General features: G+C 57.5%; 20 protein-coding genes. 6 read left to right on the forward strand and 14 right to left on the reverse strand.

The annotated features are described in order from the left end of the window. Positions 1 to 7: 7 nt before the first annotated feature. The gene (locus tag ACJO5Y_RS03385) at positions 8 to 1,222 is read right to left on the reverse strand and encodes a pyridoxal phosphate-dependent aminotransferase (protein WP_406985010.1); all 1,215 of its coding nucleotides are present in this window, start codon (positions 1,220 to 1,222) and stop codon (positions 8 to 10) included. A 229-nt stretch (positions 1,223 to 1,451) separates the two neighbouring features. Here ACJO5Y_RS03385 and ACJO5Y_RS03390 point away from each other — a divergent pair, with 229 nt between their 5' ends. Both ACJO5Y_RS03390 and ACJO5Y_RS03395 read left to right on the forward strand, forming a co-directional pair. Then, positions 1,452 to 1,934, forward strand: coding sequence for a glutathione peroxidase (locus tag ACJO5Y_RS03390; RefSeq protein WP_406985011.1), 483 nt, complete (start codon positions 1,452 to 1,454; stop codon positions 1,932 to 1,934). A gap of 3 nt (positions 1,935 to 1,937) precedes the next feature. Continuing rightward, on the forward strand, positions 1,938 to 2,405 hold the full coding sequence (locus tag ACJO5Y_RS03395) for a MarR family winged helix-turn-helix transcriptional regulator (RefSeq protein WP_406985012.1): 468 nt from the start codon (positions 1,938 to 1,940) through the stop codon (positions 2,403 to 2,405). Here the strand turns inward: ACJO5Y_RS03395 and ACJO5Y_RS03400 are convergent. Together ACJO5Y_RS03400 and ACJO5Y_RS03405 are read right to left on the reverse strand one after the other, a co-directional pair. After that, positions 2,356 to 4,290, reverse strand: a complete 1,935-nt coding sequence (locus ACJO5Y_RS03400; RefSeq protein ID WP_406985036.1) for an ATP-binding protein — start codon at positions 4,288 to 4,290, stop codon at positions 2,356 to 2,358. The genes ACJO5Y_RS03395 and ACJO5Y_RS03400 overlap by 50 nt on opposite strands. A 117-nt stretch (positions 4,291 to 4,407) precedes the next feature. After that, positions 4,408 to 5,184, reverse strand: a complete 777-nt coding sequence (locus ACJO5Y_RS03405; RefSeq protein ID WP_406985013.1) for a hypothetical protein — start codon at positions 5,182 to 5,184, stop codon at positions 4,408 to 4,410. A 232-nt stretch (positions 5,185 to 5,416) separates the two neighbouring features. On the opposite strand from ACJO5Y_RS03405, the gene ACJO5Y_RS03410 reads away from it, so the two are divergent. Beyond that, positions 5,417 to 6,427 (forward strand): LysR family transcriptional regulator, encoded by a 1,011-nt coding sequence (locus tag ACJO5Y_RS03410; RefSeq protein WP_406985014.1) that lies wholly within the window; start codon positions 5,417 to 5,419, stop codon positions 6,425 to 6,427. On the opposite strand, the gene ACJO5Y_RS03415 is transcribed toward ACJO5Y_RS03410, so the two are convergent. The 8 genes from ACJO5Y_RS03415 to ACJO5Y_RS03450 all read right to left on the reverse strand — a co-directional run bounded on the left by ACJO5Y_RS03415 (position 6,416) and on the right by ACJO5Y_RS03450 (position 13,435). Then, complete coding sequence (locus tag ACJO5Y_RS03415) at positions 6,416 to 7,381, reverse strand: GNAT family N-acetyltransferase (protein ID WP_406985015.1); 966 nt, start codon at positions 7,379 to 7,381, stop codon at positions 6,416 to 6,418. The genes ACJO5Y_RS03410 and ACJO5Y_RS03415 overlap by 12 nt on opposite strands. Continuing rightward, positions 7,378 to 8,529 carry a ribosomal protein uL16 3-hydroxylase gene (locus tag ACJO5Y_RS03420; RefSeq protein WP_406985016.1) on the reverse strand — a complete coding sequence of 384 codons (1,152 nt, stop codon included), beginning with the start codon at positions 8,527 to 8,529 and terminating at the stop codon, positions 7,378 to 7,380. Before ACJO5Y_RS03420 ends, ACJO5Y_RS03415 begins: the two co-directional genes overlap by 4 nt. Positions 8,530 to 8,546: 17 nt before the next feature. Then, the gene (gene purB, locus ACJO5Y_RS03425) at positions 8,547 to 9,914 is read right to left on the reverse strand and encodes an adenylosuccinate lyase (RefSeq protein ID WP_406985017.1); all 1,368 of its coding nucleotides are present in this window, start codon (positions 9,912 to 9,914) and stop codon (positions 8,547 to 8,549) included. A 78-nt stretch (positions 9,915 to 9,992) separates the two neighbouring features. Beyond that, a complete protein-coding gene (hflD, locus tag ACJO5Y_RS03430) occupies positions 9,993 to 10,637 on the reverse strand; it encodes a high frequency lysogenization protein HflD (RefSeq protein ID WP_406985018.1) in 645 nt (214 codons plus the stop codon). After that, the gene (mnmA, locus tag ACJO5Y_RS03435) at positions 10,634 to 11,788 is read right to left on the reverse strand and encodes a tRNA 2-thiouridine(34) synthase MnmA (protein WP_406985019.1); all 1,155 of its coding nucleotides are present in this window, start codon (positions 11,786 to 11,788) and stop codon (positions 10,634 to 10,636) included. The genes hflD and mnmA overlap by 4 nt, the downstream gene beginning before the upstream one ends. A 48-nt stretch (positions 11,789 to 11,836) precedes the next feature. After that, the gene (locus tag ACJO5Y_RS03440) at positions 11,837 to 12,286 is read right to left on the reverse strand and encodes an NUDIX hydrolase (RefSeq protein ID WP_406985020.1); all 450 of its coding nucleotides are present in this window, start codon (positions 12,284 to 12,286) and stop codon (positions 11,837 to 11,839) included. Between the two features lie 2 nt (positions 12,287 to 12,288). Then, positions 12,289 to 12,915, reverse strand: a complete 627-nt coding sequence (locus ACJO5Y_RS03445) for a pseudouridine synthase (RefSeq protein WP_406985021.1) — start codon at positions 12,913 to 12,915, stop codon at positions 12,289 to 12,291. Positions 12,916 to 13,105: 190 nt separating this feature from the next. After that, positions 13,106 to 13,435, reverse strand: coding sequence for a cold shock domain-containing protein (locus tag ACJO5Y_RS03450; protein WP_406985022.1), 330 nt, complete (start codon positions 13,433 to 13,435; stop codon positions 13,106 to 13,108). A 339-nt stretch (positions 13,436 to 13,774) separates the two neighbouring features. Here ACJO5Y_RS03450 and clpS point away from each other — a divergent pair, with 339 nt between their 5' ends. From clpS to ACJO5Y_RS03465, 3 genes are all read left to right on the forward strand, one after another. Beyond that, positions 13,775 to 14,137 carry an ATP-dependent Clp protease adapter ClpS gene (clpS, locus tag ACJO5Y_RS03455; RefSeq protein WP_406985023.1) on the forward strand — a complete coding sequence of 121 codons (363 nt, stop codon included), beginning with the start codon at positions 13,775 to 13,777 and terminating at the stop codon, positions 14,135 to 14,137. 18 nt (positions 14,138 to 14,155) lie between these two features. Continuing rightward, positions 14,156 to 16,426, forward strand: a complete 2,271-nt coding sequence (clpA, locus tag ACJO5Y_RS03460; protein ID WP_406985024.1) for an ATP-dependent Clp protease ATP-binding subunit ClpA — start codon at positions 14,156 to 14,158, stop codon at positions 16,424 to 16,426. 215 nt (positions 16,427 to 16,641) lie between these two features. Continuing rightward, positions 16,642 to 17,673 carry a putative solute-binding protein gene (locus tag ACJO5Y_RS03465; RefSeq protein ID WP_406985025.1) on the forward strand — a complete coding sequence of 344 codons (1,032 nt, stop codon included), beginning with the start codon at positions 16,642 to 16,644 and terminating at the stop codon, positions 17,671 to 17,673. Positions 17,674 to 17,737: 64 nt separating this feature from the next. Here the strand turns inward: ACJO5Y_RS03465 and infA are convergent, their stop codons facing one another. The 3 genes from infA to aat form a co-directional block, all read right to left on the reverse strand. Then, positions 17,738 to 17,956 carry a translation initiation factor IF-1 gene (infA, locus tag ACJO5Y_RS03470; RefSeq protein WP_008938619.1) on the reverse strand — a complete coding sequence of 73 codons (219 nt, stop codon included), beginning with the start codon at positions 17,954 to 17,956 and terminating at the stop codon, positions 17,738 to 17,740. A 347-nt stretch (positions 17,957 to 18,303) separates the two neighbouring features. Continuing rightward, the gene (locus ACJO5Y_RS03475; protein ID WP_406985026.1) at positions 18,304 to 19,017 is read right to left on the reverse strand and encodes an arginyltransferase; all 714 of its coding nucleotides are present in this window, start codon (positions 19,015 to 19,017) and stop codon (positions 18,304 to 18,306) included. Further along, positions 19,010 to 19,735, reverse strand: coding sequence for a leucyl/phenylalanyl-tRNA--protein transferase (gene aat, locus ACJO5Y_RS03480; protein WP_406985027.1), 726 nt, complete (start codon positions 19,733 to 19,735; stop codon positions 19,010 to 19,012). Before aat ends, ACJO5Y_RS03475 begins: the two co-directional genes overlap by 8 nt. Positions 19,736 to 19,813 lie beyond the last annotated feature (78 nt).

Genomic DNA, 19,813 nt, shown 5'->3' on the forward strand with positions numbered 1-19,813 from the left:
GCACCGATTATTGCTGATAGGTGGACAGGAAATGGGCAAGGCGCGTCATGGAGTCCTCCAGGGTATCGACCCTCGGCAGGAACACCACCCGCAAGTGCTGTTTGTCATCAATATTGAAAGCGGAGCCCTGGACCAGCAGGATCCTTTCCTGCAACAGCAGGTCGAGTACCAGCTTTTCATCGTTCATGATGGGGAAGCGCTTGGGATCGAGTTTCGGGAACAGGTAGAGCGCGCCTTTCGGTTTCACGCAGCTGACGCCCGGGATGTCATTGAGCAGTTGCCAGGCGGTTTCCCGTTGCTCATACAAGCGTCCGCCCGGAGCAACGAGATCATCAATGGACTGATAACCGCCAAGGGCGGTCTGAATGGCGAGCTGGGCGGGCACGTTGGCGCACAGTCGCATATTGGACAGCATCTCGATGCCTTCGATCAGGTCCCGGGCGCGATGCTTGGCGCCGCTGATGATCATCCAGCCGGAACGGTAGCCGGCAGCCCGGTAGTTCTTGGACAGACCGTTGTAGGTGAAGAAAAGCACATCATCGGCCAGGGATGCCGTGGATACGTGTTCGGTTCCGTCGTACAGGATCTTGTCGTAGATCTCGTCCGAGAGGATGATCAGGTTATGCTGGCGCGCCAGTTCGATAACCTGCTCCAGCAGCTCGCGGGAATACACGGCGCCGGTGGGGTTGTTGGGGTTGATCAGGACAATGGCGCGGGTCCGCTTGGTGATTTTCTTGCGGATATCGTCAATGTCCGGGAACCAGTCCTGCTTTTCGTCGCAGTGATAATGTACCGGTTTGCCGCTGGAGAGGGTAACCGCAGCTGTCCACAACGGGTAATCCGGGGCGGGAATCAGTACTTCGTCACCGGTATTGAGCATGGCCTGCATGGACATGACGATCAGCTCGCTGACGCCGTTCCCAAGGAAGATGTCGTCAATGTCGACCTTATCGATGCCCCGTTTCTGGCAATAATGCATGACCGCCTTGCGGGCGGAGAACAGGCCTTTGGACTCCACGTAGCCCTGGGCCAGGTGCATGTTGTAAATGACGTCCTGCTGGATTTCTTCGGGAACATCCAGTTCAAAGGCTGCAGGGTTGCCAATGTTGAGTTTCAGTACCCGGTGTCCTTCCTCTTCGAGGCGACGCGCCTCGCGCAGAACCACGCCACGTATTTCATAGCACACGTTATCCAGCTTGGCGGATTTGTAGTAATTCTGCATAGGACTCCGGTTTCCTTCACCTGATATCAGTAAAATCAAAAAGACAGGCCTGTATTCTAGCGGAGCATGACCGCCCGGCAACAGGTCAATTGTGATGAATTGTGGCTGAATCATGGAGATTTAAGGCGATAAGTTCATACCGTCTGTAGATTCGTGCAGTAAATGGGACATCGTTTGTCGAATAATGTATTGTGTGCAATATAATTGTAGAAAATAGAAGGAGCAGGGCATGGCCGACAGTATTTACGATTTCAAGGTTCAGGACATCAAGGGCAATGAACATGACATGGCGGAGTATCAGGGGAAGGTCCTGCTCATCGTCAATACCGCGAGTAAATGCGGATTTACTCCGCAGTTTGAGGGCTTGCAGTCGATGTACCGTGATCTCGGGGACAAGGGGCTGGCCGTGCTGGGCTTTCCGTGCAATCAGTTCATGAACCAGGATCCCGCGGATGATGATGCGATCAGTCAGTTCTGCAGTCTCAACTATGGCGTGGACTTCCCCATGTTCGCCAAGATTGAGGTGAATGGTCCCGGCGCTCACCCGCTCTATCGTTTTCTCAAAAGCGAGGCCAGGGGCGTGATGGGTTCCGAAAAAGTAAAATGGAACTTCACCAAGTTCCTGGTCGGCCGGGAAGGGCAGGTGATCCGTCGTTATCCACCCACCGCCAAGCCTGAGGCCATCCGCGCCGATATCGAAAAGCTGCTGTGACTGATGGGTAATACGGACGATATCCTGGCCCTGGATAACCAGGTCTGTTTTGCGCTATATGCCGCGAATCGGGCGGTGACGGCCCGTTACCGGCCGTTGCTGACCGAACTGGGACTGACTTACCCTCAGTATCTGGTGATGCTGGTGTTATGGGAAGCCGCCGCTGCTGACGAGAGTATGCGCGTCTCCCGACTGGGCGAACGTCTGAGGCTGGATTCGGGTACACTCACTCCGCTGTTGAAGCGCCTTGAGGAGCGTGGTCTGGTCAGTCGGCAGCGAAGCGCGGAGGATGAGCGGGTAGTGACCGTGGCCGCCACTGCCGCAGGCCTCGCCCTGCGTGAGCAGGCCAGGTCAATTCCTGGCCGCCTTCTGTGCAGTACCGGTGTGGCCCCCGATCGCCTGGCGGCGCTCCGCGACGAGCTCAGGTCGGTTCTGGCCCAACTGGAGAATCAGGCGCCCAGCGGTCAATAGCGGCTTTCAGTTCGTTGCGGTTATACGGCTTGGTGATGTAATCGTTCATACCGGATGCGAGGCAGTCTTCGCGGTCGCCCTGCATGACATTGGCCGTCACCGCGATGACGGGCAGTCTCTTCCAGGCCGGGTTCTCGCGAATCTTCCGGGTTGCCTCGTAGCCATCCATAACCGGCATCTGGCAATCCATCAGGACCATGTCGTAGTTCCTTTCCTCCAGCGCTTCCAGGGCCTGCTTGCCATTTTCGGCAAGGTCCACTGAGTGGCCCAGCTTGCGCAGCAGGCTGCTGGCCACCAGTTGGTTGACCTGGTTGTCTTCCACCAGCAACACATGAAGGCCTTTCACCGGCGCGGGAGTCTCTTCGATGGGCAGGGGCTTCGCTGTCTGCTGGGTTGTCTGAGTGTAGACCGGCAACGGAAGGGTGACCGTGAAGTGGGTGCCATGGCCAACTTCCGAGTCCACCATGATCTGGCCATGCATGCGTTCCACCAGCTGACGGCAGAGTGTTAACCCCAGGCCCGTGCCGCCATAGAGACGAGTTGTGTCCGTATCCGCCTGGGAGAAAGGCGAGAAAATACGGTGCAGGCCCTCTTTGGACATGCCAATGCCGGTGTCCATCACATCAATGCGAAGGTTGCCACCGAAGCGGGTAGCGTGAATTCTGACGCTGCCTTCTTCGGTAAACTTGATGGCGTTGCTCAGCAGATTGTTCAGGACCTGCCGGGTGCGGGTCGGGTCGCCCAGGAACATGGTCGGCAATTCGGGGTCGATGTCCATACGCAGCTCGATGTTCTTCATTTTCGCCTGTTGGGCATGCAGCGTTGCACATTCCTCAATCAGGTTCCGGACACTGAACGGAATGTTCTCCAGGCTCAGTTTGCCGGCCTCGACCTTGGATATATCGAGAATGTCATTGAGCAGCCCAAGCAGGCTTTGGCCGGCGGTCAGGGCGATTTCCAGCCGATCGCGCTGCTCTTGCTCCAGGTTACCTTCGAGCGCCAGGCCCAACATGCCCAGCACGCCGTTCAATGGGGTGCGAATCTCATGGCTCATGCTGGCCAGGAAATTGGCCCGCGATCTGGCCCGCCGAACCGCGTCTTCCTTGGCCTTGATCAGGGCCCGGTTACCCCGTTGCAGCGCTGAATTTTTCTCGGAGATTTCACGGGTGCGATCGTCCACTTCTCGCTCCAGCTGTGTGGAATAGTTCTTCATGGAACTTTCCGCCTGGCGAAGCTGGTCCAGAGTGCTGTCGATGGTTTCAAGGTGCTGGTTTATGATGCCCACCATTGCGCCAATCTCGTCTTCCTGGTGATTAGCGGGAATTGGCAGGCGTACTTTTTCCGGTGTATCCGCCTGTACACGTCCGAGCGTGTTAATGACAGTCATCATCGGGCGGGTGAGTACGAAATAGAAGATTCCCAGGAGCGCGGCTGAGAGCGCCAGGCTCTTGAAGAAACCACTGATCAGCGTGTACCCGGCCCTTTGCAGAAACTGCAGGCCGTAGTGATAGGTATCAATGGTGAGGTTCAGTGTTCCGAGTGGCAGGTCCGCCAACTGTTGGACTTTCAGTTCGTCACTGAACGACCGGTTTGATCCGAACAGGGCATCGCTGATCCAGCGGTAGGGCGAACTCGGGCTGCTCTCGCTGGAGGCGGCCATGGTGTGGCCGTCATTGTCGATGATTCGCGCATCAATGGTGGCCGGGTGACGGAGCAGGCCATCAAGCAGTTCTTCGGCCAGACGAACATCAATGTTATAGGCAATTTGCGACGCGGGGCTGTGGCTGATTTCAATAAGCGCACGGATTTCATTCTCCATGGACTCCTGGGCGCTGAAATAGTCCAGGGTCACCTGAATCATGTTGAGGGCCAGCCCCAGTACCATGGCGATCAGAACGGTATCACGGGTCAGGCGGAAAGAAAGGCGTTTTCGGAATAGCCTAGTCACCAGCAGTCACAATCCTTGTCTGGGGCCTGTCCGGGGTGAGTGGTACGTAGCGGGTCAGTCATCATAGTCTGCTTTTTTCTTCCATTCATCATCATGGAGAAAAGTATCCCATTCCCGATCCAGCTTTGATTGGCCTTCTTGCGGGCGGGGAGATTTATCATCCTCGGCGCCCATAGCTTCAAGTTCCTTGATGCGCGTGCGGAAACTTTTCACCGCCTTCATGGCCAGTGGGTTTTCCCGGGATTTGCCCATTTCCGTGCTGGCCAGGTGGTAGGCGTGTATGGCCTTGCGAATCTGGTTCTGCCGCACATAGTCCCGGGCCTGGAATACATGAAGGTCCGCGTGGGTTTTGTGGACCAGGAACAGCACGTACTTCAGGTTCTTTTTTGCGGTGGCATTGTCGAGTTTTCCTGCCTTGTGCATGCCTTCAATCATTTTGAAAAGACTTTGCAGTAACTCTTTGACGTAGTTTGATTTCTCCGGGGAGTCTATTTTGACCGGCGGGCGGCTGTCATTGTTTTCCATGACCCGGTTCTTCAGTTGCTGGGTTTCTTCCAGCCACTGTTTTGCCGGCAGGCCCGATTTCAGGGCAACCAGTTCATGGCACGCCTCTTCCATACTTTTGATGAGCAGAAGCTTGAGGTCAGCCGTAAGGTACTGTCCCGGAATCTCGCCAAGCAGTCGGCCGGCCCGGTTGTACTGATCCTCCTGGGCCGTCATTCGCCGCGCCCGCTCAATCCGTGCCCGCTCCCGCATCTGGCTACCGACAATGACGACAATAGAAACGGTAACGATGACTGCGAGTATCAGAACGATCGTAGTGGTATCCATGTTATCGGCAATAACTCCGGTTGTCGGGACAAGGGGCGGTGGATTCCGGCCTGGGGAGCCACCGGGCTTCAGCAAGTATCCGAAAGACTAGCAGAAAACCCGTATTGATTCCGTTTTGAAATGTGAATGATTCCTCCGTTATATTTATTTCGTGAATCGAATGGATCCTGTAGATTGCCTGAATCAATGCCCTGGCCTGGCCAGGGTGCGTAATGTTGGCTGGAGTTGCTGAATGGATATTTCCCGGGTTGACCTGAATCTTCTGGTGTACCTTGATGTACTGCTCAGGGAGCGGAACGTGACCAAAGCCGCCAATCACCTGGGGATTACCCAGCCGGCCATGAGCAATGGCCTGCGACGTTTACGGGACCTGTTCGGAGACCCGCTGCTGGTTCGCACCAGCGAGGGAATGTCGGCAACGGAGCGTGCCCGGGAGTTGCAGCCACTGGTTCGCGGCATTCTCTCGGACATTGAGCAGGCGGTGCAGGAAAAGACGCCATTCTCGGCCATGGATAGCCAGCGGGTGTTCCGTATCATGGCCAGCGACTACGCGGAATCCTGCCTGATGCCGCGGGTGCTGAGGCGCATTCGTCAGGAAGCGCCCCACGTAACCCTGGATGTACTCACTCCCAGTGACGTCAGCTTTCTGGATGTGGAGCAGGGGCGGCTGGACATGGCGATTAACCGCTTTGACAAGATCCCCCAGTCATTTCACCAGAAAACCCTGTGGACCGAATACTTTGCCTGCCTGATGAACGCCCGCAATCCGATTCTCAAGGAACCGTTTACCCTGGATACCTATCTCGATGCCAGCCACATCTGGGTGAGTAAAACCGGCTTCGGGGTCGGGGTGGGGGTCAACCCGAAAGATGTACAGCGATTAGGCTGGGTGGATGAGGCCCTGTCGCTGATGGGCCGCAAACGGCAGATTTCGGTGTTTACCCGCCATTATCAGGTGGCCATGTTGCTGGCGGAGCAGCACGACCTCATTGCCACCTTGCCCTCAAGGGCGGCCTGGCTTCAGAAGGACAACCCCAACCTGGTGGTTAAGGTGCCGCCGTTCGAGATTCCCCCATTCGAGCTGAAAATGGCGTGGAGTCCATTGCTGCAACACAATGCCGATCACCAGTGGCTGAGGAGGTTGATTGCAGAAGTGGCGGAGGATGTGGATACCGAGTTCGCGCCTTTCGGGGCACAGTTCGAGTCCGCGGAACTCCCCGGGGCGCATCATTCAGAGCGGTAGTTCCCGTAACTCGAGGGAACTGCGGCCGACGTCCCACATACGCTGGAAGGATTCTCCAAGCAACCTGACCCGTCCATCGTCGGCGAAGTTGGCAAAGCCTTCAGGTTTGTGGAAGTTGTGTCGGTACACCACGCCTTCCCGGTCGGCCAGCAGAAAAGGCCTGTCTTCGACGGGGTAATCGTCGTTAACCAGTTTCAGCTCAATCCGGCTTGGCAGGCGTCTCATCAACTCGACGATCTGGTGACGGCGTTTGATCAGCGGCTTGTCATCATGGATCAGGAGCCTGACTTCGCTGAGCCTGTGCCGGCGAGCGAGAGCGGAGAGCAATTCCCGGAAACGGTAGCGGTTATAGGTGTCGTGATCCAACATGCGGTCGTACAACCACAGCCTTTGCGTGGCCTGGCCGGTCATCGAATCCAGCAGGCTGATCATATCGCCCTCGGATTCGAACAACCAGGCGTCCCGGTCCTTACCCAGGATCATCGGACACTGCCGCCGGGGCAGCTCCGGCGCCAGAATGTCCGGTGACAGGCAGCGCATGTCCACGTGGGGAATGCCGGCATCGTCATAGAGATCGGAGCAAACGTGGAAGCCGGAACGCTGGTAGAAAGGAATGGCGTGTTCCTGGGCCGACAATTTCAGCTCACCGAAGCCGGCCGCATCGCTGATCAGGTGTTTCAGCAATGCGTCGCCCACGCCCAGGCCGCGAAACTCCGGCAGCACCGCCATGCGTCCGATATGGGCGGTTTCATCAAGCGTGGAGAAGACCCGGGCGACCGCTGCGGGTTCGTTGTTATCGGTGACCGCCAGGTAGTGATCCGCTATATCGTCGGTGTCGTCCCATTCCAGCTCGGGGGGCACTTTCTGTTCTTCAACGAAGACACGTTGCCGTATGTCGCGGATGTGGCCCGGCGCCAGTGGCCAGCTGTATTTGCGGATTCGTACCCTGGTCATTCGAAGTAAACGGACCCCTGGTTGTATAAGTTGCTGAGCAGACCGCAGATGGCGTCGTCCTCGGCCAGCGGGGTCAGCGCCTCCATATCGATACGGGCGCCGGCGCAGAGTAGGGGAGCCAGCGGCCGGGCATCGCCTCTCAGCAGGTATTGCTCGCCGTCGACGAACAGTGCGGTTTCATCCCCCAGCTCATGATAGGCAAAGCGGGAACCTTCGTTCCAGCGCAGCTGTGCGCCGTCAAGGATCAGGTCCCTGAACACCTCTGGCGCAATCGGCTCATCGGACGGTACAACGATGTCCATGCTTTTGGGGACCGTGGCGTACTGGCCAAACCAGAGGGAAAGCTGGCGGCGGTCCGACAGTTTCTCGCGAATAACGCCCTCCAGACGATCAATGACCTCGGGGGCAATGGTGCCTGGATTGTCCTGGACTCTGAGGTCGGGATCGTTGAGGTGATCGGCGGCATCGGACTGGCTGCAGAGGAAATCCGTGAAGCCGGTCAGGATGTCATCAATGGTCGGTGCGCGAAAGCCAATGGACAGGGTGATGCAGTCGTCCTCTGCAACGCCGTGATGACCAATGCCGGGCGGCAGGTATAGCATGTCGCCTGGTGCCAGGGTAACGGTTTCTTCCCCATCCCAACTGCTCAGGATGCGCAGCGGCGTGCCTTCCACCCGGGGGGTGGTGTGATCGCAGTGGCCGCCAAAGGTCCAGCGACGATGCCCCTGGGCCTGTAGCAGGAAGACGTCGTACTGGTCGTAGTGCGGGCCGACGCTTCCGCCCTTCGGCGCGTAGCTGGCCATGATGTCATCCAGCCGCCAGTTGGGAACAAAACGGAAGTTGTCCAGCAGGTCGGCAATGTCCGGCACCCAGTGGTCCAGTCCCTGCACCAGCAGGGTCCAGTCCTGGTCGGGCAGGGTGCTGAAACGGTCGGGGCTGAATGGGCCGTTGTGTACCTGCCACGGCTGGTCGTCGTCATTTTCAATGACGATCCGGGATTCGACGCCCTCCTCGCAGGCGAGCCCCGCAAGTTCGTCGGCAGACACCGGGCACTGGAATCCGGGAAACGCCTGACGGATCACCAGGGGCTTCTTTTGCCAGTAATCCCTGAGAAAATCCGCCGCTGAAATCCCGCCAAGCATGTCCATGGGGCTGTGTCCTGCGTTCAGATGTTTTGCGCCTGATCGACGGCGTTACCGATGTAGGAGCCCGGGGTCAGTGCCATCAGCTCGGCTTTTGCGGCTTCCGGAATATCCAGGGTCTCCACGAAGTTCTTGATCACCTCGGGAGTCATCGCCTTGCCGCGGGTCAGCGCCTTGAGTTTTTCATAGGGCTTTTCGATGTTGTAGCGGCGCATGACGGTCTGGATCGGTTCCGCCAGCACTTCCCAGGCGTGGTCCAGGTCTTCGTCCAGACGCCCCGGGTTGATCTCCAGCTTGCCCAGCCCCTTCAGGGTGGCTTCGTAGGCGATCAGGCTGTGGGCGAAGCCGACGCCGAGGTTGCGAAGGACCGTGGAGTCGGTCAGATCCCGCTGCCAGCGAGAAATCGGCAACTTGGCGGACAGGTGGCTGAACAGGGCGTTGGCGATACCGAGATTGCCTTCCGAGTTCTCGAAATCAATGGGGTTGACCTTGTGCGGCATGGTGGAGGAGCCCACTTCGCCTTCCACGGTTTTCTGCTTGAAGTAGCCGAGGGAAATGTAGCCCCAGATGTCCCGGTCCAGATCAATCAGGATGGTGTTGAAGCGGGCAATGGCGTCGTACAGCTCGGCGATGTAGTCGTGGGGCTCGATTTGTGTGGTGTACGGGTTCCAGTCGAGACCGAGGCTTTCAATGAAGTCTTTGGCGTTTTGCGCCCAGTTGATATCGGGGTAGGCCGACAGGTGTGCGTTGTAGTTGCCCACCGCGCCGTTGATTTTGCCCAGCAGTTCCGTGGCTCGAACCTGCTTGACCTGACGGCGCAGACGGTAGACCACGTTGGCCAGCTCCTTGCCAACCGTCGACGGAGACGCGGTCTGGCCGTGGGTGCGGGACAGCATGGGCTGTTCGGCATGATCGTGGGCCAGCTGTGCCAGCTTGTCCACAACGCGGTCCATGGCGGGCAGCAGGCCGTGGTCCAGACCTTCCCGCAGCATCAGGGCGTGGGACAGGTTGTTGATATCCTCGGAGGTGCAGGCGAAGTGCACGAACTCGGTGACGGCGTGCAGCTCGGGAACCTCGGCGATCTTTTCCTTGATGAAATACTCGACAGCCTTGACGTCGTGGTTGGTGGTGCGCTCGATGTCTTTGATGCGCTCGGCGTCTGGCAGGCTGAATTCCCGTACCATCTCGTCCAGAAATGCATTGGCTTGCGGGGAGAGCGCCGGGACTTCCGCCACTTCGGGGTGGGCGGCCAGCTTTTGCAGCCAGCGGATTTCGACAGTCACCCGGTTCCGAATCAGGCCGTATTCACTGAAAATATCACGGAAAACGCTGACTTTGCTGCCATAACGTCCGTCGACCGGGGAAATGGCGGTCAGGGCGGTGAGTTCCATCGAAAACCTCTCAAATCATCAAAGAATGGGTCAATACTGAATTGGGGATACTTATGATACACCACCGCAAGGCGTGAATCAGTCGTAAACCGAACGGTTAGCCTTCTCGGCGAGCTCCCGTGCGGTGGCAATCACCTTGCGCCGGGAAAAAATCAGCTGCCAGCGACGCCCGCCACTCTGCCGCCACAGGACGGCGGAGCGGATGCCGGCCAGCAGCAGGGCCCTTACGCGGGCTGCGTTCTCTTCCTGTTGCAGGATGGCGGGATCACCGGTCACCTGAATACGCATGCGGAAGGTGCTGATAGTGTCGCCGTAGACGGAAGCCAGATTGCCAATAAGGTTGCTGTGCAGGTAACCAAAATGGCTGGCGGTATGCCGGGCCTGATCGATACGGCTGCCAATCACCGCCATCATGTCCTTGTCGCGGTTCAGCTTTGATTCAAGGTGGATCAGGTTGAGGGTGTAGCGAAGGACTTCGATATCCTGCTGCTTGCTTTGCTGGCTGAGCACATTGGCCAGGGTGTTCAGGCCCTCACGAAGGTCCTTGAGTTCGCCTCCGTAGACATTGAGGGTGGTCTCCGGCTCCGTCGCGAACAGCGAGCGCATGGAGGTCTCGAAACTGGAGTCGGTGCACTGGCCCGTGTGGGCCACCTGCTGAACCTGGGCGGCGGCCTGGAAGACACCGGCCAGTGCCAAGGTCTGGTCGTACAGCGATCGGCTCATGCCTGTGCTCCGGTAGCGGCTGCCCGTACAGGGAGTGTTTCCCCGTCACGCCAGGTCTGTTCGATAACGCCGCCACCGAGGCAAACGTCACCCTCGTAGAATACGACCGACTGCCCCGGGGTAACGGCCCGCTGGGCATCGTCAAACACCACGGTCACGCCACCGTCACACACGGTAACGACACAGTCCTGGTCGGGCTGGCGATAGCGGGTCTTGGCCTTGCACCGGAACTCCTCTGCGGGCGCCTCGCCAGCCAACCAGTCAATCGGGCCGCTGACCAGCCCACGGGAAAACAGCAGTGGGTGGTGCTTGCCCTGAACCGCGATCAGTACGTTACGGCTCAGATCCTTCTCCGCCACGTACCAGGGATCGTCGCCAAACTCGCTGAGCCCGCCAATGCCCAGGCCCTGGCGCTGACCGATGGTGTGATACATCAGGCCCTGGTGGCGACCGATCACCTGGCCGTCTGGTGTTTCAATGTCTCCAGGCTGGGCAGGAAGGTATTGCTTGAGGAAGTCCCGGAACTTGCGTTCGCCAATGAAGCAGATGCCGGTGGAGTCCTTCTTGTCATGGGTGACAAAGCCCTGAGCCTCAGCGATTTGACGGACTTCCGGTTTTTCCAGCTCCCCGACCGGGAACAGCGTACGCGCGATCCGGTCGCCGGAGACGGCATGGAGGAAATAGCTCTGGTCCTTGTTGGGGTCCAGCCCCTTCAAAAGCTGCGCCTTGCCGGAGCCATCATTGAGCGGCCGCTGGCGGGTGTAGTGGCCAGTGGCGATGAAGTCAGCGCCCAGGGTAACGGCATAGTCCAGAAACGCGCGGAACTTCACTTCCTTGTTGCACAGGATATCCGGATTGGGGGTGCGGCCAGCCTTGTATTCGGACAAAAAGTGTTCAAACACCCGGTCCCAGTATTCCGCTGCGAAACTGGCGGTATGCAGGGGGATGCCGATGGTCTCGGCGACCGCCTGGGCGTCGGCCAGGTCGGTCATGGCGGTGCAGTATTCGGTGCCGTCATCCTCGTCCCAGTTTTTCATGAACAGGCCTTCAACCTGGTAGCCCTGATCTTTCAGGAGCCAGGCGGCCACGGACGAATCAACGCCGCCGGACATGCCAACGATAACTCGGGTATTCTCGGGTGCTTTTGTCATAGCTGAACCGTACTGGTCAAAGCGCGGAAGTTTATCATTGTTCAGAGGTTACGTCTCAGCGTCGACGATCACATCGAGGGGGAAACGCCGGCCCTTTCGGTAATCTTCTATGCATCGGAGCACCAGAGGGCTGCGTAGCTGTTTGCCAAGACCGGCGATCTCGTCGACTGTCAGCCAGTGTGCGGCGATAATGCCATCATCCAGCTGGTCGGATACCTTCTTCACCGCCCGGGCAGCATAGCAAAAGCGGTAATAGGTCACGCCGTTGGCCGGGGCCTTGTAGGTGTACAGGCCAAGGAAGTGAAGGGGCTCTACGTGCCAGCCGGTCTCCTCCAACGTTTCGCGGCGTACCGCGTCAAGGATGGCTTCATCTTCCTCGATATGCCCCGCTGGCTGGTTGAAGACCACCAGGCCACTGCTGACTTCCTCCACCAGCAGGAATCGGCCCTCGTTGTCCTCCACGATAACCGCCACGGTGGCATGGGGTGTCCAGGTCATGGTCAGTTCTTTCTCCGTGTCTTGTGGCTGCCGCCGCCCGGTTTCCGCTTCCGGCGCTGAGCAGGGGGCGCCGGTGCGTGAACGGTCAGCTTGCGATATTGGCCCGGCGCCAGATCTTCCAGGCTCCAGTCGCCGATACGATAGCGGATCAGGCGAAGGGTAGGGAAGCCGACGGCGGCGGTCATTCGCCGCACCTGACGGTTTTTGCCTTCAGTAATGGTCAGCTCAACCCAGGACGTTGGCACCGATTCCCGATAGCGCACCGGCGGTACTCGTGGCCACAGCGCCGGCTCGGGCATTCTTTCCGCCCTGGCCGGACGGGTGGGGCCATCCTTTAACGAGACACCCGCCCGCAATCTGTCGAGAGCGTCCTCACTGATGTCACCTTCCACCTGAACCCAATAGGTCTTGGCCATTTTGTTTCGTGGCGACGCAATACGATGCTGTAACTGGCCGTCGTCCGTCAGCAACAGGAGCCCTTCGGAATCATAGTCCAGCCGGCCCGCGGGGTAGACATGGGGTGTGTCTATCCAGTCTGCCAGGGTCGAGCGCATGGCTTTGCCATCACCGGAATCGGTGAACTGGCTCATGACCTTGTAGGGTTTGTTGAAAAGGATCAGGGTCGCCATGGGTTGCTCTGTGCTATGCCACGGGCGATTCCGGGGCAGAATGACTGAAAGCGGTGAGGGTAGCTGAACGGAGAGTTCAGGAAAAGCGGAATTGGGTTGGTGAGTGACACAGGGCTGCGGAGACCGTCACCTCAATGCCGGTGTCGGCAGCGTGCGGCTTGGTCGGCCCTGGAGCGGGCCGGCCATAGCGTCAGTGTGTAACCGACAACCTGGCAGCGTCAGGGCTCAGGCGTTGGCCGCTGTTTCCGGTGTCGGTGTCAGACCTATTTTCAGCCTCGTCTCCTGTGCTTGTCTGACTCTGCTGTTTCTGCGGCTGTTCATCAGGAACAATGTTGACCGCATGGATGCCTTTGTCACTGGGCTTCTTGTCGAAGGTGACAGTCTGACCCGCTTTCAGGGTCTTGTAACCTTCCATCTGTACCGAAGAGAAATGGGCGAACAGATCATCACTGCAGCCGTCCTCAATTATAAAGCCGTAACCCTTGGCATTGTTGAACCATTTCACTTTGCCCTTTGGCATGATGAACTCCCCTGTTCTTTCGCTGTCAATCACAGTTGTTGGCGTTATTACCGTGCGTTCTTACCCGCACGCGTGATATCGGATTACCTGTTTATGAACGCTTCCGTGGATACAATAACATGACGCCAATTTACATTATTTTACATTGCACCTTTACTGTTGACCAATATTGCCTGTGAGTCAATAGCGGACTTTGGGGGAATGTATGGTTGAAGGGGGTCCATAAACGGTATCATGAAGATATTGATAACCAGCGCACGTCCGGTAGTCTTGCTGGCTTGAAAACCGGACGACTCACAACCATCTTTAACCAAGGGCACCGACTACCGGTAAAGAATCATGAGGACTATCCAGAATTCTCTACTAGTATTTAATCAGGGGGATGAAGAACAACAGCCGGGGCGTCAGGATGACCTCAGTGTTGCTCCCGAGAAGCCCGCTCTAAAGCGCCCTGCGCGCTTTCGCGTGGTGCTTCTGAACGATGATTACACCCCCATGGATTTCGTGGTGGATGTACTGATGAAGTTCTTCGGAATGAACGAAGAAAAGGCGACGCAGGTGATGCTGCTCGTCCATACGCAGGGAAAAGCCGTATGTGGGGTATTTACCCGTGACATCGCAGAAACAAAGGCGGCACAGGTGAATCAGTATTCTTCGGAATGCGAACATCCGCTCCTTTGCGAGATTGAACGTGCGGACTGATAGACCCAGGGGTGGCCCATGCTGAGCAAAGATCTTGAAATTACGCTGAATACGGCCTTCAAAAATGCTCGTGACAAGCGTCATGAATTCATGACGGTAGAGCATTTGTTGCTGGCTCTGTTGGATAACGAATCGGCAGTGGGCGTTCTGAAAGCCTGTGGTGCAGACCTGAAACGGCTTCAGGAAGAACTCATTGAATTTGTAGACTCAACAACCCCGTTGATCCCGAGCAACGACAGTGAGCGTGAAACACAGCCGACGCTGGGGTTCCAGCGGGTACTGCAGCGGGCAGTGTTCCATGTCCAGTCCTCGGGCAAGAAAGAGGTCACCGGCGCCAATGTGCTGGTGGCCATCTTCAGTGAACAGGAAAGTCAGGCCGTGTACCTGCTCAAGAAGCAGAGCGTGGCCCGGATCGACGTGGTGAACTTCGTGTCCCACGGCATTTCCAGGGTCCAGGGTGCCGAGGACCAGGAAGGCCATGATCAGGCTTCCCATGAAGAAGCGGGTGAAGAGGGCGGCTCCTCGCGTCCGCTGGAAAGCTATGCAACCAACCTGAATGAGCAGGCGCGTCAGGGACGCATTGATCCACTGATCGGCCGTGAGCATGAGGTGGAGCGCGTAGTCCAGATTCTGGTGCGTCGCCGCAAGAACAACCCGCTGTTGGTGGGTGAAGCCGGCGTCGGCAAGACGGCTATCGCCGAAGGGCTTGCCAAGCGTATTGTGGATGGCCAGGTGCCCGATATTATTTCGGATGCCGTGGTTTACTCGCTGGACCTCGGGGCATTGCTGGCCGGTACCAAATACCGGGGCGACTTTGAGAAGCGCCTCAAAGGACTGCTGGCCGAGCTCAAGAAGGAACAGCACGCCATTCTGTTTATTGATGAGATTCACACCATCATTGGTGCGGGATCGGCTTCCGGGGGTGTCATGGACGCCTCCAATCTGCTCAAGCCCATGCTGGGTTCCGGTGAAATTCGCTGCATTGGTTCAACCACCTTCTCCGAATTCCGGGGCATTTTTGAAAAAGACAGCGCACTTGCCCGTCGATTCCAGAAGATCGATGTGAACGAGCCGAGCGTTGAGGATACCTACCAGATCCTCAAGGGCCTGAAGCCCAATTTCGAAAAACACCATGACCTGAAGTACACCGACAAGGCGCTTCGGGTGGCTGCCGAACTCGCCGACCGGTACATCACCGATCGTCATCTGCCGGACAAGGCCATCGATGTTATCGATGAAGCCGGCGCCCGCCAGCGACTGGTTCCGGAAGGTAAGCGCAAGAAAACGGTGGACGTGCCCGACATTGAAGATGTGGTGGCGAACATCGCCCGTATTCCTCCGAAGAATGTCTCCACCAGCGACAAGGATCTGCTGCGCAATCTCGAGCGGGATCTCAAGATGGTGGTATTTGGTCAGGACCCCGCGATCGAGTCACTGTCGACCGCCATCAAGCTGGCCCGTGCGGGCCTCAAGGCTCCGGAAAAGCCGGAAGGCGCCTTCCTGTTCTCCGGTCCGACCGGTGTCGGCAAGACCGAGGTGACCAAGCAACTGGCCAAGGTGCTGGGTATCGAGCTGGTGCGCTTCGACATGTCCGAGTACATGGAGCGGCATACGGTTTCCCGCCTGATCGGCGCGCCTCCCGGTTACGTTGGTTACGACCAGGGCGGCCTGTTGACGGAAGCTGTGAACAAGCATCCTCACTGTGTACTGTTGCTGGATGAAATTGAAAAAGCCCATCCGGAAGTCTTCAATCTGCTGTTGCAGGTGATGGATCACGGCACATTGACGGATAACAACGGCCGTAAGGCGGATTTCCGCCACGTGATCCTGGTGATGACCACCAACGCCGGAGCCGAGAGCATGGCCCGTCGCTCGATTGGCTTCAGCGAACAGGACCACAGCACCGACGGTATGGAAATCATCAGCAAGACGTTCACGCCGGAATTCCGCAACCGTCTTGATGGCATCATCCAGTTCGCGGATCTGCAGAAGGACACCATCACCCATGTGGTGGACAAGTTCCTCACCGAGTTGCAGGCGCAACTGGATGAGAAGCACGTGGTGCTTCATGTGGATGACGCCGCCAAGCTCTGGCTGGCGGACAAGGGCTATGACGTCACCATGGGCGCGCGGCCGATGTCCCGCCTGATCCAGGACAAGATCAAGCGGCCGCTGGCCGAGCAGATCCTGTTTGGACGCCTGTCCGAAAAAGGCGGTGACGTGCACATTCATCTTCGCGATGATGAGCTGGTCTTTGAGTACGAGGATGAGCCTGCCGAAGCGGTCTGACAGGCTCTCGTTCAGGCAGCTGAAAACCGCGCTTTAACCGGCGCGGTTTTTTTATGGCTGCTTTTCGGTGGTTGACCGTCTTTTAACCACTTGGCTGCCATTGTCGTCAATTCAATCCAGTTTGATCTCTGTCAGTTTATGGAGACTCCGCTGACCGTTACGGAACGTCGGCGGTGGAACCTCTAATAAACAATAATGACAAGGAATCATGACGAATGAAGGTACGTGCTGCACTGCTGGCCGGCGTGATGTGTCTGTCTGCCTGGACCCCGTTATCCGCCAGTGAGCGGAAAGAATTCTGTGTGTTTGATGTTGCCGGCGCCGGAGGGTTTGTTTACCGGACACTTCAGGAATACCAGCGCAAGGCCGTGGCCTCCGGCGTCCAGTTGGCCATGCGACCCTATACCGATGAAGACGAGGCGGTCGCGGATTTCAGGGCGGGTAAATGCGACATCGTGGCTGTCACCGATATGGGGGTTCGCCACTTCAACGACTTCACCGGCTCGATCAGTGCGATCGGCGCGGTGCCCTATTATGAAGACCTGCGGGTCCTGATGCATATTCTCTCCAGCCCGCGAGTGGACGAGCATATGTCCCAGGATGGCTATCTGGTTCTTGGTGCAGCCCCGATGGGTGCGGCCTACCTGTTCGTTAATGACCGTGGTATCAATCACGTAGACGCCCTGAAGGGTAAGCGCATCACGGTATTCGAAGGGCACCACGACGCCCGGCACATGGTTGAGTATATTGGCGCGGTGCCGGTGGACGCGAAGATCTCCAATTTTGCGCGCCTGTTCAACACCGGCCAGGCTGATATCAGCTACGCACCCGCGGCGGCCTACGAAGTTCTGGAGATGTCCAAGGGCATGGGGGACAAGGGGGGCATTGTGAAGTATCCGGTTGGCCAGGTGTCGATCCAGCTGGTCGCGCGGGAGGGTGAGTTTGACGACCGCTTTGTGAGACGGTCCCGCAAGATCATGTCGCGTTTGTACCCGGAAGCAATCCGGATAGTGAGGCAGTATGAAAATTCCATTCCGGAGGAGCGCTGGGTGGATATTTCCCGGGAAGCGATTGTTGGATACCAGGAAATGTTACGTAGCGTGCGGATCGACATGCAGGAAGCGACCGATTCCTCGGGAATCCAGGCGGCTGGTGTCTATGACGACAATATGATGACCATCCTCAGGAAAGTGCGGTGTTATACCAATCCTGGAGCGATGGAGTGCAGTGCGGAGGATCGCGAGTAGGGTTCAGGCAGCGGTAACAAAAAAAGCCCCGTTTCCGGGGCTTTTTCAGATGTCACTCTGGCGATTAACGAGCGCGGTAAACAATACGACCCTTGCTGAGATCGTATGGGGTCAGCTCAACTTTCACCTTGTCGCCGGTCAGGATGCGGATGTAATTCTTGCGCATCTTGCCGGAGATGTGAGCAGTCACAACGTGGCCGTTGCTCAGCTCAACGCGGAACATGGTATTCGGAAGCGTATCAACAATAACGCCTTCCATTTCAATGACATCTGATTTCGCCATTCAGTACAAACCTCTGTGGAATTAATTTGGTCAGGAGCCTCTGAGCAACTCCTGGATCGTCTCTGGCTTTCAGAGCGATTCACAATCAAGGCGCGACTTTGCAGTAATGTCTGGACCTTGCAAAAAGTCGCAACGCGGAGTGTGAATTGCTCTGAAAGCCCCGAAGGGCGCGCTCTGAACGCTGTATCTGCGGCGTTGCGACTCTTGCCAAGGGCTACGGCCATTGGCGGCGAGCCGCGCCTTGCATCTACAACCTTCAGATCGCGCAGAGGCGATTCAGGAGTTGTTCAGAGGCTCCTTAATTTTAAATTGCGCAATTCTGCCTGATTTGTCGCCATTTAGCAAAATCAGTTGCGTTTCAGTACCTGCCAGTGACCATCCCGCAATGCCTCTATGGGAGTGAAGCGGGTTTTGTAGTTCATTTTACGGCATTCCCTGATCCAGTACCCCAGGTAAAGATGGGGCAACTGCCAGGATTTCGCGGCCTCGATCTGCCAGAGAATGGCGAAGGTGCCGAGACTGCGGCTGTCATGGGCGGGGTCGAAAACGGTATAGATGGCCGACAGGCCGTCATCCAGCATGTCCACCGCGGCAAGGCCAATCAGTTCTTCTTCGTGGCGGATCTCCAGGAACCACGAATCCGTCGCCCCCTCAACCAGAAAGGAGGTGAACTGCTCCCTTGATGGCGGGTACATGTCGCCGTCCGCATGGCGCTCCTCGATGTAGTGGGCGTAGAGCTGGTAATAGCGTTCGGTAAAGCTGGCCGGTACCAGTTCGCAGGTCAGGTCGCGGTTTTTTTCAAGCACGCGGCGCTGATTGCGGTCGGGTTTGAATTCATCGACTTTCAGCCGCACCGGTACGCAGGCGTTGCAGTTTTCGCAATGCGGGCGGTAGTAATGGGAGCCGCTGCGGCGGAATCCCAGGGCGGTAAGCTGGCTGTACAGCTTTTTGTCAATGTGTGCACGAGGATCCACAAACATGGTGGTCGCGTCACGCTCCGGCAGGTAGCTGCAGTCGTGCGGGGGCGTGGCGAAGAATACCAGTGTTCTGAGGTTACTCATTCACACCTCCGGGCCCGGGCCATTGCCACTGAATTTGCCAGGATCTCTGCTTTGCAGAGTGGTCAACACTTGCCCTGAGTATAGTTAAAAACTCGTGGCGGGGAATACATCGCGCACCCATTTTCAGTAGGTGGTCGTTCTCCACCTGGCAGTCCATAATTCGGTAACCCCATTCTGACAGCTGGTTGGCCAGATGCACCATCAGTACTTTTGATGCGTTGGTTTCCAGTGAGAACATGGATTCGCCGAAAAAGCATTGTCCCAGGGCCAAACCGTACATGCCGCCAACGAGTTTTCCGGAGGGGTTCCAGGCTTCGATGGAGTGGGCTATCCCGAGCTGGTGAAGCCGGGTGTAGCTGTGAATCATGTCTTCGGTGATCCAGGTGCCTTCTTTTTTCCGGGTTTCTGCGCACAGGCGGATGACGTTGTTGAAGTCCCTGTCTGCGGTGATTGAGAAGTGTCCGCGGTTGAGGGTGCGGCGGAGGCTGCGGGATACGTGTATTTCGTCCGGGAACAGGACGCAGCGGGGGTCGGGAGACCACCAGAGGATGGGCTGGTCGTCGCTGAACCAGGGGAAGATGCCGTTGCGGTAGGCGAGTATCAGGCGGTCGGTGGAGAGGTCGCCGCCCAGTGCCAGCAGGCCATCGGGTTCATCCAGGGCTTCCTCGGCGGGAGGGAACCAGAGTTGGTCGGGGTCTATCCAGGGTAGTGAGGTCATCCAGGTCCGGTTTCGGAGAGTGCTGCCTTGTTCTTTGGCTTGGGAGTATCAGCCGTTGGGTGGGCTGTTCTGAAACAC

It is taken from the genome of Marinobacter alkalisoli, from assembly GCF_045449855.1.
In the GTDB taxonomy this organism is placed as follows: Bacteria; Pseudomonadota; Gammaproteobacteria; order Pseudomonadales; family Oleiphilaceae; genus Marinobacter.